General features: G+C 64.5%; 6 protein-coding genes. 4 read left to right on the top strand and 2 right to left on the bottom strand.

Going from position 1 to position 15030, the window contains the following annotated elements:
* Window positions 1-9: 9 nt before the first annotated feature.
* From AB2L57_RS17350 to AB2L57_RS17335, 4 genes are read left to right on the top strand one after another with little or no spacing between them, the layout of a single operon-like run.
* Window positions 10-3609 (top strand): helicase-related protein, encoded by a 3600-nt coding sequence (locus AB2L57_RS17350; protein WP_409047710.1) that lies wholly within the window; start codon window positions 10-12, stop codon window positions 3607-3609.
* Window positions 3606-6437, top strand: coding sequence for a DUF1156 domain-containing protein (locus AB2L57_RS17345; RefSeq protein WP_409047709.1), 2832 nt, complete (start codon window positions 3606-3608; stop codon window positions 6435-6437). Before AB2L57_RS17350 ends, AB2L57_RS17345 begins: the two co-directional genes overlap by 4 nt.
* A 5-nt stretch (window positions 6438-6442) precedes the next feature.
* Window positions 6443-9832: a DUF499 domain-containing protein gene (locus AB2L57_RS17340; protein ID WP_409047708.1), complete on the top strand. Its 3390-nt coding sequence runs from the start codon at window positions 6443-6445 to the stop codon at window positions 9830-9832.
* 20 nt (window positions 9833-9852) lie between these two features.
* Entirely contained in the window at window positions 9853-11703 is a 1851-nt protein-coding gene (locus AB2L57_RS17335; RefSeq protein ID WP_409047707.1) for an ATP-dependent nuclease, read from the top strand.
* Window positions 11704-13309: 1606 nt separating this feature from the next.
* Here the strand turns inward: AB2L57_RS17335 and AB2L57_RS17330 are convergent.
* Window positions 13310-14547 (bottom strand): IS3 family transposase gene (locus AB2L57_RS17330; protein ID WP_409047706.1). Its coding sequence is split into 2 segments (ribosomal slippage): window positions 13310-14268 and window positions 14268-14547, totalling 1239 coding nucleotides; the frame shifts between segments, so codons are not numbered across the junction.
* Window positions 14516-14863 carry a hypothetical protein gene (locus AB2L57_RS17325; RefSeq protein ID WP_409047705.1) on the bottom strand — a complete coding sequence of 116 codons (348 nt, stop codon included), beginning with the start codon at window positions 14861-14863 and terminating at the stop codon, window positions 14516-14518. The genes AB2L57_RS17330 and AB2L57_RS17325 overlap by 32 nt, the downstream gene beginning before the upstream one ends.
* Window positions 14864-15030 lie beyond the last annotated feature (167 nt).

Here is a 15030-nt window from a genome sequence, read left to right as displayed (position 1 = left end):
AGGAACCACGTGGATGAACCTGCGGTGACGCTCGCCTCGCTGCGCGCTGGGCAACGCCTGCGTGGCGTCATGCCCGGGCAGCCGGTGACGCTCGTCGGCGTGACGCCGCTGGATGATGCACTCGTCGAGATTTTCTTCCGTGACGACTCCGGCCGCACCGGTGAACGCATGGTCACCGATGCGGATGCCAGCAAGCTCGAACTTGTCACGGAGATGGGCAACGCGCCCGCGTTCGACGGCGACCCTGATGACTTCCGTCTTGCGGCCGAGGCGCTGCGCATCAAGTACGCCGCGCTCTACGACCCGATGGCGGCGGTGAACAGCTCGGACGTCGATCCGTTGCCACATCAGATCCGCGCGGTGTATGAGGAACTCCTCCCGCGGATCCCGCTGCGGTTCCTGCTCGCCGACGACCCTGGCGCCGGCAAGACGATCATGGCCGGTCTTTACCTCAAGGAGCTCATCCTCCGCGCCGACTGCGAACGAGCGCTGATCGTCGCCCCGGGCGGCCTCGTCGAGCAGTGGCGGGAAGAACTGTCGCAGAAGTTCGATCTCTCTTTCGAGATCTTCAACCGTCAGATGGTCGACGACGCACAAGGCCGCAACGTGTTCGCCGAGCACCCGTTCCTCATCGCGCGCATGGACCAGCTCTCCCGCAGCGACGACCTGATCGAACAGCTCTCCGACGTCACCTGGGACGCTGTCGTCGTCGACGAGGCGCATCGCATGTCGGCGCACTACTCGTCATGGGCCGGTCAGGTCGACGAGACCAAGCGGTTCCGCCTGGGCAGGTTGCTCGCCGAGACCGCGCACAACTTCCTCCTCATGACCGCAACCCCGCACGCAGGCAAGGAAGAAGACTTCCAACTGTTCATGTCGCTGCTGGACCGCGACCGGTTCGAAGGCCAGTTCCGCGCCGGCGTGCACCGCACCGACACACGGGGCCTGATGCGGCGCATGGTGAAGGAAGAGCTCCTCACCTTCGAAGGCAAGCCGCTCTTCCCCGAGCGTCGCGCGTACACGGTCGAGTACGAACTCAGCGACCCGGAACGCGAACTGTACGAGCTGGTCACCGGCTACGTCCGCACGGAGATGGGTCGCGCGGAACGCCTCGCGCAGGCGGGAGACAAGAAGCGCGGCAACAACGTGGGATTCGCGCTCACCGTGCTGCAGCGACGCCTCGCCTCGAGTCCGGAAGCCATCCTCCGATCGCTCGAGCGACGCCAAGCGCGCCTCGAGGCGCGACTGCGGGAGTGGCAGCGTGCGACGGACGAGGCCCGATACAGCACCTCCATGACGGCGACCATCGACGAATGGTCGAGCGGCCGCGTGACGCTCGACTTCGAGGACGCGTCAAACTCGGCACCAAGCTTCGACCCCGACGATTTCGATGACATCGATGAGGAGGTCTCCGAAGAAGAAAGAGCACAGTTCGAGGCCCGCGTCGACCAGGTCGTCGATCTCGCCACGGCGGCCGAATCCATCGGCGAGCTGCGCACCGAGACCGCGATCCTCGAAGACCTCATCCGCGTCGCACGCCGCGTCCGACTGCTCGACGACGACAAGAAGTGGGTGCAGCTGCGCACCATCCTCGACGAGCAGCTTCTCGTCCACGACGACTCAGGCGAGCCGCGCAAGATCATCATCTTCACCGAGCACAAGGACACCCTCGATTACCTGCGGCAGAAGATCACGACCCAGCTGGGTCGCCCCGAGTCGGTCATCACGATTCACGGAGGCACCCGCCGTGAAGATCGCAAGGCGGCACGCGAGCAGTTCACCTACGACCGCAACACTGTCGTGCTCCTGGCGACGGATGCCGCGGGTGAAGGCCTCAACCTGCAGCGCGCGCACCTGATGGTCAACTACGACCTGCCGTGGAACCCGAACCGGATCGAGCAGCGCTTCGGCCGCATCCACCGCATCGGCCAGCGCGAGGTGTGCCACCTGTGGAACATGGTCGCGAAGGACACCCGCGAAGGGGACGTGTTCACCCGGCTGCTGTCGAAGATCGACCAGATGTCGATCGCGTACAACGGCAACCTCTTCAACGTCCTTGGCGATGCGGATGCCTTCCAGGAGAAGTCGCTCCGTGAACTGCTGATCGAGGCGATTCGGTACGGCGACGAGCCTGAACGCAAGGCCGAGCTCGACCGTGTCATCGACGCGAGCGTCGCCCACGGTCTCGACACCATGGTCGCCGAGCGCGCGCTGCACCCCGAGATGTACTCGTCACTCAACCTCGAAGAGATCCGTGAGCGGATGGAGAAGGCGCGCGAACGACGCCTGCAGCCCGGGTACATCGCAGCTTTCTTTATCCCCGCCTTCGAACGCCTCGGCGGCCGCATCCGCCGGCGCGAGAAGGGACGGTACGAGATCACCCGTGTGCCTCAGCGCGTCATCGACACAGCACGCAGGCTCAACCGGTGGGCGCCCGTGCCGGAACGGTACGAACGGGTCACGTTCGAGACCGCACACGTTCGCCCCGAGAATCAGACGCAGGCCGCGCTCCTCGCGCCCGGCCACCCGCTCCTTCAAGCGGTTATCGAGCTCACCATCGAAGACCTCGGCCCCGTACTCAAGCGAGGAACGGTGTTCGTCGATCGCCGCGAACAGCAGTCCGACCACACGGCACTGCTGTACGCGGTCGAGCAACGCATCCAGAACGCCACCCCCGACGCCGACACCGTGTCGCACCACTTCGACTACCCCGTCCTCGACACAGCAGGCACAGTCACCCTCGCCGCGGCCCCGCCCTACCTCGATTACGACGCACCACACGCTGGTGAGGCTGCGGCAATCGCCGAGGTTCTCGCGGACGAGTGGGCGAAGAGCGACCATGAACGCTCGATCCGCACGTGGGCGTACCGCGACGGACTCGCACCCCGTATGGACGAACTCGCCGCGCGCATCGCCGTTGACGTCGACCGCACCCGGGTTCAGGTCAAGGAACGACTGCTCGCCGAGATCAACCACTGGGACCGCGAGCACAACCGCCTCGAAGCACTCGAGCGCGCTGGAACCGTCGGCCGCGTCCGCGCCGACGCCGCGCTTCAGCGGGCACGCCAGCTCGACGAACGACTCGACATGCGGCTTCGCGCACTCGACGAAAGCACGCAACTCGTTGCGCTGCCCGCGGTCGTCCGTGGCTCGGCACTCGTCATTCCAAGCCAGCATCTGTCGACCGGCGACCGGGATGCCGAGCCTCAGACCTTCGCGCGCAACACCGAGCTCGTCGAACGTCGCGCCGTCGAGGCTGTTCTCGCCACCGAACGCGCACTCGGCCGCACACCACACGAGATGCCCAGGAACAACCCCGGATACGACATCCAGTCGTTCGATCCAGACGGGCGCATTCATTACATCGAGGTGAAGGGTCGGATCGAGGGGTCCGACACATTCACCATCACGACGAACGAGGTCACGTTCGCCCAGACGCAAGGCGACCGCCACCGACTCGCCCTCGTCCTCGTGTCGCCGGACGGCGAGAAGCGAGATCGTCTCCGGTACGTGCTAGACGCGTTCACCCACATCGAGCCGTCCGCGACAACGCGGTCATACAACGAGGAGTGGCGCGACTACTGGGATCGCGGAGGCCCACCGCGATGACTGATCCGATCGAGACGACCAACCAGCCTACGAGAGACGCACTAGTGAACCCGACGCCGAAGAAGAAGCTCATCGAGACGTCTCTGCCGCTTGAGATCATCAACCGAGAGACTGAGCGTGAGGCGAAGATACGTCAATCCAAACCCGCAACGTTTCATCATTGGTGGGCTCGTCGCCCGCACGTAAACACGCGTGCAGTCTTGTTCGCTCAGCTCGTTGACGATCCGTCCGCCAATCCGGATATGTTCCCAACCGCGGAGGCACAGGCGACGGAACGGGCACGCCTCCATCGATTGCTCGAAGAACTGTGCGTCTGGGAGAACTCGAGTGACCCCGCGCTGCTTGCCGAGGCGCGCAAGGCGATTCGTCAAAGTAACGGGGGCAGGATGCCGGCGATCTTGGACCCGTTTGCGGGCGGGGGGACGATTCCGCTTGAGGCGCAACGGCTGGGACTTGAGGCCCACGCTTCTGACCTCAATCCGGTCGCAGTCATGATCAATCGTGCATTGGTGGAGATTCCCCCTAGGTTTGCCGGACGAGCACCGGTGAGCCCGTCGGCGGCTGGCCAAGTCACCGGATGGACCGGAACTCAGGGGATCGCAGAAGACGTGGCTCAGTATGGCGAGTGGCTCCGTGCCGAAGGGGAGCGTCGGCTCGGGCACATGTACCCCAAGATCAAGTCCCCCGATGGTACCGAGCACACAGTCGTCGCATGGATATGGGCAAGGACTGTGCGTAGTCCGAACCCGGCCAACCCGATCGAGACTCCCTTGATTAGCTCTTGGACGCTGAGCAAGAAGCGCGGCCGGGAGAAGCACCTTGAGCCACGAGTGACTGAAGGTGGGATTCGGTATGAGGTAGCTGATGGGCGCGCGCCTGCCTCCGATGGCACTGTGGGACGACGCGGCGGTGCATCCGTTGCTGATGGAACTCCATTCTCACTTGCCTACGTTCGAGACGAAGGGCGTGCAGGCCGCATTGGTCGCCACCTGGTCGCTATCGCGGCCGACGGCGACCGGGGCCGCGTCTACTTCAACGCAAGCGCCGACCAGCTGGCTGCGGCGGAGGTCGACGCACCCGAAGGCGTGCTGGACATGGAGATCGGGATATATCCCCGCGATATCAAGACGCAAACATATGGAATGCACCGGTGGGCAGATCTATACACCAACCGCCAGTTGACGATGCTCTCGACATTGTCCGAGCTGGTAGGTGAAGCTCGCGCCCGCGTCCTGGATGACTGTCGGAAGGCAGGATGGCCGGAAGGCACATCGTTCGAGCAAGGCGGCACTGGTGCCGTCGCGTACGCTGACGCAGTCGCGACCTATCTGGCTGCAGCAGTCGACAAGCTCGCGGACCTGAACAATTCGCTGTGTCGTTGGGAACCTCAGGCGGAATGCCCGAGGAATCTCTTCAATCGGCAGGCTATCCCGATGGTCTGGGACTACGCGGAGTCCAATCCCTTCTCCACGTCATCGGGTTCGCTCGCAGTCATCCTTCGAGGCTTCAAGAACGCCTTTGCAGGGTATGGATTCTCTCTTGGGGATACTCCCGCAGGTGAGATTCGACAGGCTGACGCCGCATCCAGGACGTACACCGGCCTCGCCGTTTCGACCGATCCGCCGTACTACGACAACATCGGCTACTCCGATCTTTCGGACTTCTTCTACGTTTGGCTCCGACGATCGATCGGTGAGTTCTTCCCGGCCACACTCGGGACTCTCCTCACGCCAAAGAGCGAGGAACTCGTAGCGAATCCCCACAGGCACGGTGATGCCAAGCATGCCGCGGAGTTCTTTGTCAAAGGATTCAACCGCGTGTTCGAACGCATTAGGGAGACAGCCAACACCGAGATTCCACTCACTGTGTACTACGCCTACAAGCAGCAGGACGCGGAAGCGGAGGGGAGCGCATCAACGGGATGGCATACGCTGCTGGACGGTTTGATCAGCTCCGGTTGGGAGGTCACTGCGACATGGCCGATGCGAACGGAAGGCGGCGGCCGCATGATGTCTCACGGGTTGAACGTCCTAGCCTCATCGATCGTACTTGCGTGTCGACCGCGCCCGGCTGACGCGACCGCAACAACGCGTCGGGCATTCGTCGCCGCGTTGAAAGCCGAGCTACCACGCTCCCTCCAGACACTGATGCAAGGCACGATTGCACCAGTCGACCTGGCGCAAGCCGCGATCGGGCCAGGCGTGTCTGTCTTTTCCCGATACGCCCGTGTTCGCGAGGCGGACGGATCAGACATGAGCGTGAAGGATGCGCTTCTCTTGGTGAACGCCACCCTCGACGAGGTGATCGGAGAGCAGGAGTCAGACTTCGATCCGGATACACGATTCGCGGTCAAGTGGTACCGCCAATACGGCTGGAAGCAGGAAAGCTCCGGCATCGCCGATCAGCTCGCGCGCTCGTCTGACACGTCGATTGGTGCACTCGAGCGCGGTGGCATCTTCGAGGCGAAGGGTGGGAAGGCGCGGCTGCTCTCCCCGACTCAGCTCGAAGACGCGTGGGACGTGAGCGCGGACGAGCGCGTTAGCGTCTGGGAGGCGACCATTCGTCTGGCTGCGGTGATGGCCAAGCACGGTGTCGACCGGGTTGCGGAGATGCTCCCCTCGGTGCAGACAAGGGTAAATCTCGACGCGGTGAAGGAGTTGGGGTTCCTGCTCTTCCATGAGGCCGAGAAGAAGCGCGATACCAAAGACGCGATTCTCTTCAACGGCTTGGTGAGTGCATGGGGTGACGTGAATGAGCAGGCGCGGAAGCACGCCGGGTCACCACGAGCCGTTCAGCAGGCGTTCGACTTCGATGAGGATGGGGACTGAGTTCGATGGCGATGAACAACCGTGATCGCGTAGGAAAGGCCTTCGACCTGTTGTCGGAGGGTCTGCTCGATTCGATCGACGAGGTGATGACCGCCGCGTACGGCACGTCCGACTGGCCTGCCGCGTGGGCGCAAGAGGACGCGCAGCGCCGAGGTGGGCCGGCCCGAACGCTGACTAAGCACGACGTGCAGGTGCAGCTTCGCGCGATCACCGAGCAGGGCTACCGGTTTAAGGATGTGCTGTCGCGTGCGCAGCAGGGGTTCGGCTCCGAATTGCGCGAGACGCGCAATTTGTGGGCTCACAACGAGCCATTCAGTTCTGATGATGCGGCACGCGCGCTCGACACGATCGAGCGACTGCTTCACGCAGTCGGCGCGGTCGACTCCGCCGAGGACGTCCGCAAGCTCCGGGTCGACCTGCAGCGCACAGTCTTCGAGGATCAGACGCGCAAGCAGGTCAAGCGGACGACGGTGACACTCGACCCGGGTTCGGGTCTGCGGCCCTGGCGCGAGGTGATCCGCCCGCATGATGATGTCGCACGCGGCGAGTTCACGGCATCCGAGTTCGCTGCCGACCTGCATCTCGTGCGAACAGGTCAGGCGACGAGCCCCGAGTACGGGGACCCGGTCGAGTTCTTCACCCGCACGTACCTCACGGAAGGTCTGCGGGATCTGCTGTCGCGCGCGCTCCGACGCGTGGGCGGCGGGGACGGCAACGCGAGCCCGGTCGTCAACCTCCAGACCAACTTCGGTGGCGGCAAGACCCACTCGATGCTCGCCCTGTACCACCTGTTCAGCGGCACGCCCGCGAAGGACTTCCCGCAGGAGCTGCAGGAGCTCATCGCTGAGACCGGAAACCCGGAACTTGCTGCGCTGGGAGTGAAGCGCGTCGCGCTCGTCGGCACGTACTTGAAGGCAGGATCACCGCTCATCAAGGACGACGGGACCGAGGTCCGCACGCTCTGGGGCGAGCTCGCCTGGCAGCTCGGCGGCCGCGAGGCCTACGACCTGATCGCCGAGGACGACCGAGCAGGGACGAACCCGGGCGAAGCGCTGCGCACGCTGATCGCGAAGTACTCACCGGCGCTGATCCTCATCGATGAGTGGGTCGCGTACGCGCGGCAGCTCGTCACGGACAAGGAGCTTCCGTCTGGCTCGTTCGAGACGCAGTTCACATTCGCGCAGTCGCTGACCGAAGTCGTTCGGTCGGTGCCTGGTGCGATGCTCGTCGTCTCGATCCCGGCATCCGACACCGGTGATGCAGGTAGCGGAAGCGACATCGAGATCGGCGGCGCCAACGGCCAGCTCGCACTGGAGCGCCTGCAGAACGTGATCCGCCGGGTCGCCGACCAGTGGCGACCGTCGAGCAAGGACGAGTCGTTCGAGATCGTCCGCCGCCGGCTGTTCCAGGCGCCGAACGCTGAGGGCCTCACCACGATCTCCGCCGTAGCGCGCAGCTTCGTCACCCTGTACCGCAGCAACACCGCCCTGTTCCCGCGGGATGCCGCGGCGCCGAGCGATGACTACGAGCAGCGCATCCGGGCGTCCTATCCACTGCACCCTGAGCTGCTGGACCGCCTGTACGAGGACTGGTCCACGCTAGAGCGCTTCCAGCGCACCCGTGGCGTGCTCAAGCTCGTGTCGTCGATCGTGCACGAGTTGTGGGCATCCAACGACACGTCCCCGCTGATCCTCCCCGGCAACGTGCCGCTGGAGGCGACGACAGTCAACACCGACCTCACCCAGTACCTCGAGGATCAGTGGAAGCCGATCATCGATTCCGACATCGACGGCCCAGGATCGATGGCGCAGCAGATCGACCTGGACCGCCCCAACCTGGGGCAGAGGTTCGTGACGCAGCGGATCGCGCGAACGATTTTCATGGGCGCCGCGCCCAGGATCAAGGCGTCGCGAAAGGGTCTCGACAAGCAGTACGTCTGGCTCGGAACCGCAGCACCCGGTGACACCCTCGGCAACTTCGGCAGTGCGATCGAGCTACTTGCTCAGCGCTCGACGTACTTCTACGAAGAGCAGGGCCACTACTGGTTCGATACCCAGCCATCGGTGACAAAGACCGCTAACGACTATGCCGAGCGGCTCCGTGAAGACGTCGAGACGGTGTGGAACGAGATCACCGATCGCCTCCGCGGCGAGGAACGCGCGCGCGGTGTGTTCGATCGTGTACACGTCGCCCCGGCATCCAGCGCCGACGTCCCCGACCTCGAGGATGCGCGACTGGTGATTGTTCACCCGCGCCACTCGCGGCGGAAGTCGGACGGCGCCGACTCGTCCGCCCACCAGTGGGTGCGCGACGCGATCGAGACCAAGGGCGCCAGCCAGCGCGTGCATCGCAACACCCTCGTCTTCCTCGTCGCCGACAAAGGCGAGCTGGAGAGCCTGGAGGCCGCCGCGCGCAGCTACCTCGCGTGGAAGCGTGTGCAGGCGACCAGCGAGAGCCTCAACCTGTCGGTGCAGCAGCGCAAGCAGACCGACGACTGGGTCACGCGCCTCGACCGGACGGTGTCAGACCGGATCCGCGACACCTTCGTGTGGGCGGTCTACCCTGAGCAGTTCGACGCCACCAAACCCTTCGAGCTGATCACGGATAAGGTGCCCGACTCGAGCGGCCGCTCTCTCGCGGAGCGTGTCGCCGCGAAGCTGTCCCGCGACGATCAGCTCGTGACGGAGCTCGGTGCGCCGATCCTCGGTGCCACACTGCATCAGGAGCTCGGACAGCTGTGGCGCGACAAGGGCGAGATCAGCGTCGGCGAGCTGTGGGGCTACTTCACCCGGTACGTGTACTTGCCGCGACTCGTTCGCCGGGAGACTCTCGACTCCGCGATCGAACGTTCGCTCAACTCCGTCCTCGTCGACGGCGAGAAGTTCGCGATCGCAACGGCGAAGGACACCGAAGCCGGTCGCTACCGGGGGCTGATCGTGCCTCCAGCGCACAACACCGCGATCCAGGTGACCGACAGCACGCTCCTCGTGGACTGGAACAAGGCTGACGAGCAAGCGTCCGCCGATCGCATCGCCGCGGCTCGTGAGGCTGCTGCGCGCGCGGCTGAGGAGGGTGCCGCGGAGGTTGGCCCGATCGACATCGTCCTTGTCGATGAAGAAGCGGACGAGTCGACGACGAACGAAGACGTCGTTGCACCGCGACGCCCGAGCCGCTACTTCGGCTCTGTGAAGGTCGACCCGGATCGGTACTCGAGGGACATCGGAAACGTGACCCGCGAGATCATCGATCGACTCGCGGGCGCTGGCGCGAGACTCGAGATCACGATCGACATCCAGGCCAGCAAGAGCGACGGCTTCGACGAGGGCGAGGTGCGCACGATCTCCGAGAACGCGCGCGTACTCAAGTTCGACCCGAGCTCCGGCTTCGAAAACTGACCAGAGTCTGGACCGGATCGATGACCCGATTCCTCGTATCGGCGGTTGCGCCGAATGGCAGCAGTATCGACCGTCAGCAGGTTGAAGCTGCCAGTGAGACGCAAGCTGCAGAGCAGTTCCTCGCCAACCACACCTGGGAGCCTCCGCTCCAGGTAACGTCCATCTCGCGGATGCCGAGTGACGGAGGCGCGTTCCCTGACTCGGTCACCATCAGACGTGCCGGCGTGTTTGGGATCGACTCGGATGGCTCGGAGCGCGACTTCATCGAGGTCTCGGACTGGTCGCATCCTGTTCAGTATTTCGTTGGCCGCAACGGCAGCGGAAAGTCAAAGGCTGCTCGCGCGATCGCTCTGGCCACAGGCGAGCGGCTCCTGACCACCGATCGCCTAGTCGGGTTGATGAACATTGTTAACCACGGCTGGGGTTCAGCACCCACCGAGTACCGCGGCGTGCCAATCGGCGAGGAAGAACGCCGTCAGATCCTCGAGATGGCAAGGCTCGCTGGTCTCGCGACCACCGAGCTGTATGCGCTTCGTGAGGAGCCGGAGGTGCTGCTACGCGTAGCAGCATTCATCCGTCGCGCTCTGGGGCGATCCATCGAACTGCGCGAGACAGCCGGATTCCTAGACCCGTATGTGCGCATGGGATCAGTGGAGTACTCGTTGCTTCGAGACGAGGGTCACGGCCTTCGCGAGCTGGTGGTCCTCCTGGCCGCGGTCTATCGAGGTGACTGGCGGCTGCTTGTTGTCGATGAGGCGGAACTCCACCTGCACCCCTCCATGGCCAGGCTGTGGCTCGCCGAACTGAATAGAGAATGCGAGCAGTCCGGACGATCCGCGATAGTGGTCACGCATGAGCCGAGCTTCTTGCGGCCACGACTCGCCAGCGACTTGGCGTCGATTTGGGTCTTCGGCGCAGGCACGCCCCCGCGCCGGATGAGCGAGAGCGTCTTGGATGTGCAAGCGGACCGAGTGGAGGCTTCGCTCGCACAGAATCCACAGCTGGTCAGCGACATCGTGTTCTCGCCCCGCCCTGTTCTGCTCGAGGGTGTGACGGATGTCGCCGCGATGTCCACTGCTCTTACACGCGTCGCGTCGGCGGAAGTGGTCGCGCAGACAGATCTCGTCGACTGCGGCGGGAGCGGCGGGGTGGCCCTTTGGCTGGAGATCTGCACGAAGCTGGGCTTGGACGTGCGCGCGGTGTGTGATCTCGACGCGCTGTTCGACCCTGAAATGCAGCGCACCCTCGACTCACTGCCGGGACTTTCAAGTACGATCACGAAGACGTTCGCCGAGAGCCCCGGTCGGATCTCAACCGTGCTGCGTCCTCTGATCCGTAGGGCGGATGAAGCCAGGATTCCGAGCGATCCCGCATCGCGGGGAGCTTGGTTGGCCGGTCTCGACGACGAGTCGACTGCGGAGGGAATCCGGAAGGCGCGGCTCCTCACCTTGCTTGCGGACCACGGTGTGTGGGCACATCCGCAAGGCACGTTGGAGCAGGTTCTGGCTATCGATCGCAAAGGCGTCGCTGAGGCACGTGCCGCAGCCTCGGTGAGCTGTGACCTCGACCCGGCCGCACTTTGGTCCGCCTACGAGCTAGACCTTCATGGCGACGTCGAGACGCTCCTCGCAGTGGCCGTGGAAAGAGTCGCGCACTCGATCATGGAGGCCCTCCGAGAAGACCCATCGGCCCAGTTTCGTTCGCCGGTCGGAACATCGGCCCAGGCTGACGCGCGCCTCGTCAAAGTCCTTCCGGTCGGCGAAGGCGTGCACAGGCTGGAAGTGATTGCGCCTGCCGCCTTCGCAGGGTGGTGGCTCGAGTTCTCGCGGGAGAGCAGAGCGACCGACTTGAACCTCCAAGCGCCAGCCTGACCGATACTTCGGTGTCTCGTGAGACATCCGACTTGCGCATAAATGCCGGGTCGGCGACCCTGAAATCGAAGAACTCCGTGCGCGAGACTGTCTTTCCTTTGGCGAGAGTCGCGGCGACGCCGTCGAGGTGCGCTGTGAGCGCGGGCACCACCGATCGTTCGACCAGATGGTCGACGACGACCTTGGGTGTGAAGTACGACCCCGTCGACTTCCGTTCGCCCGAGGCGCCGTGGAAGTAGACGGTGCCTCTCGCGGCCTCAACGTCGTCGTTGGCGGTCGCCGGAACCCATGCACCCTTTCGATCGGTCGTAAGGTCGGAGTCCGCGATCGAGAGGCTGGACTCGAGCAAGCCTTCGTAGATTGTGCCGAACTCGCGGACACTGAGAGCTCGGAAGTCGACGGGTCCCTGCACACCCTCGTCTGTGGCATCAACGAGCAGGCGCTGCAACGCCGGACCGAGCACGGAGTCGGGGAGGGACAGTAGCGCGAGCAGTGCGCCTTCTTCGCTGCGGTCGCCATCGGCCGCGAAGAGCCCGCCGTTGTACGCGGGCACCTGCCACTGCCTATTGCCCTGATCGATCGCGTTCCACACCTGAACGAGGTCGAACCAGATCGACGACGCGTCACCGAAGTCGTCCGCATCGGTGTCGAGGTTCCGGCGGGCGATTGTCTTCAAGCTGTTCGCGTCGTAGCCTTCGTTGCGTCCGGAGGGGAGCAACCCGCGATCCTCCGCATACGCTTGGAAGAGGAGGCGGAAGAGGATCCTGAGGGTGAGCCGGTAGGCGACCTGGAGGCCGTGGGCATCGATGTCCAGGCCGAGTTTGGGCAGGCGATCGGCGATTGCCTTGGCAATCGGTGGAACCACCTCTTCGTAGATGCGCTGCCGTAGGCGGACTCCCAAGCCGGTCGCGTAGCGCGCGCTGTCCCGAAGCAGTTCCTCGGTAGTTCCTCCTTGAGCGAGCGCAGAGGCGGAAAAGACCAGGGTGAGCAGTGCGGCTTGTGCATCGTCAATCGCCGATAAGTCGATCTCGAAATAGGTCTCGACCTGACCTTTCTGCCCGACGCCCACCCCGTCCTTGCCCGGGTAGAGACGCACCTGATCCTTACGAAGGCCGACGACCCACGGAAGATCGCGGCGCTGCGCGACGGCGAGGCCGAAGGCGATCGGCGTGAGCTGGTAGCGCGAGGACTTCGCATCGAAGTGCTCGGTCTCATCGAGGAGCACCGCAACTGCGCGGGGAGCGTTGGACGTGCCGGCGGCGTTCGTGAGAATGAGGGTGCCACCGGTTCCGGGCGCCGTTCTGAACCCGAGAGCCTCGATTAGCTGCGACCCCCGGAGCCCAAGTAGCGGCTTCGCGTCCGCGCCCCGCGAGGTCCAGTCTGCGCGGGCGGGTACGTTGTGCTCCAGGTGGTACTTGGCGAAGAGCCCGTTGTTGGTCCAACCAACGCCACCGGAGTCAACTTGTTTTCGCAGAGCCGCAATGCGGTTGAAAGCGGCGGTCGAGTCTGGCTCGTCGAGAACGGACTGGAGTTGGCGTACGGCTTGGTCTGCCGCCAACTCAATACTTGCTGCTTGTGGGTCTGTGAATCGCCCTGGGTTTCGTTCCTATCGGTTTCCCTGTCCAGCGATCGCTAGTTGGGCTGATTCTTGGCCAGCGTAGTACGCGGCCTCGACCTCGGCGGGGGTGCGGTAGCCGAGCTCGCCGTGGAGGCGGGAGTTGTTCCACCACCACACGTATTCGAGGGTCGCGAGTTCGACCTGCTCGATGGTCCGCCAGGGTCCGCGACGGCGGATCAGTTCGGTCTTGTAGAGCCCGTTGACCGCTTCGGCGAGGGCGTTGTCGTAACTGTCGCCCGCGGTCCCTGTGGAGGGCTTCGCGCCGATCTCGACGATCCGGTCTGTGTAGACCACGGAGAGGTAGTTCGACCCGTGATCGGCGTGATGGACGAGGTCGTCGAGGGGGCCGGTCGCGGTGAACGCAGCCATGTTCAGCGCTTGCAGCGGCAGCACGTCGGCCTTCAGCGTCGACGCGACGTTCCAGCCGACGATCTTCCGGGAGAACACGTCGACCACGAACGCGACGTACGCGAATCCCGCCCACGTCGCGACATACGTGATGTCCGCGACCCACAACCTGCGCGGCGCGGGCGCGGTGAAGTTCCGTTTCACGAGGTCCTGCGGCTGCGGGATCGTCGGATCGGGCTTCGTCGTGAACACCTTCTTCGACCGCTTCACCCCACGCACTCCCGCCAGCCGCATCAGGCGGGCGGTCTGGTCGCGGCCGACGTCCCAGCCCTGCCGGCGCAGCAGCGCATGCATCTTCCGCACGCCATAGACGCCGTAGTTCTCCGCGTGCAGCCGCGCGACCTCGGGCACGAGCGACTCGTCTTTCAGTTGCCGCGCCGACGCCGGGCGGGCTTTCGCGGCCCGATACCCGCGGGACGTGAGGAACCCTCGCACCGCGTCCTTGAGGACGCGGCAGATGAGCTCGACCCCGAACTGATCCCGGTGCATGTCGATGAACCGGATCATCTCGTCGAGGGGCGGTCGAGCTCCTTCGCGAAAAACACGCTCGCAGCCTTGAGCACCTCGTTCGCCTTCCGCAGCTCCGCGTTCTCCCGCCGCAGCCGCTTGTTCTCCTCGGCGACATCGGTCGGCACGCCCGGACGCTCGCCGGCGTCGACCTCCCGGCGACGGTGCCAGACCCGCAGCGTCTCGGCGCTCATCCCGAGCAGGTCCGCAACATGCCGTACCGCGGCCATCAGGTTCGGGTGGTCGGGCTTGGCCTCATCCAGCATCCGCAGCGCACGCTCACGCATCTCCGGTGAATACTTCTGGTTCATCAGGTTCCATCCTTACTTCAAGAACGGAACGAAACCCAGCGCGATTCACTGGCCCGTAGAGCCAGGTAGTCACCCCGTCGGTTGCAGCAAGCAGGAGTGTGATCGCGCGGTTGCCCTTTCGGAGTGCGAAGAGCTTATCGAGCAGGGTGCGGGTGGGTGCTGACGCCACCGTTACCGTGGCTACCTGGATCCCGCCAAGCCCATCCGGATCCGATCCGATAAAGACTCTGTCGAGCTTCGCACCCGTGGGCGCAGAGCCTGTCCACGAGATCGCCTGGGGCGCGCTCAACGCGAGCGCGCGCGTTCCTTTGCTCACGCAGCGGTTCCAATGTTCGGCTTCCCCATGGCACCCAATCCTGTCATTGCGGGGAGCGATTCCGCGGAGGTCTGCGGGTACGTCAGCAGGATCCCCTCCGCGTCCGCTCGACGCTCCACTCGATACGAGGAGACAGCGGCTGCCCTAATCTCGACTTACGTCGACGA

The sequence above is a fragment of the Microbacterium sp. HA-8 genome (assembly GCF_046111165.1).
Lineage (GTDB): Bacteria > Actinomycetota > Actinomycetes > Actinomycetales > Microbacteriaceae > Microbacterium.
This window is presented reverse-complemented; position numbering and strand designations above follow the sequence as displayed.

What these genes read in the sequence shown, in the direction of transcription:
- AB2L57_RS17345 (WP_409047709.1), top strand. Translation starts at nt 3,606, where the DNA reads ATGACTGATCCGATCGAGACGACCAACCAGCCTACGAGAGACGCACTA.
- AB2L57_RS17340 (WP_409047708.1), top strand. Translation starts at nt 6,443, where the DNA reads ATGGCGATGAACAACCGTGATCGCGTAGGAAAGGCCTTCGACCTGTTG.
- AB2L57_RS17335 (WP_409047707.1), top strand. Translation starts at nt 9,853, where the DNA reads ATGACCCGATTCCTCGTATCGGCGGTTGCGCCGAATGGCAGCAGTATC.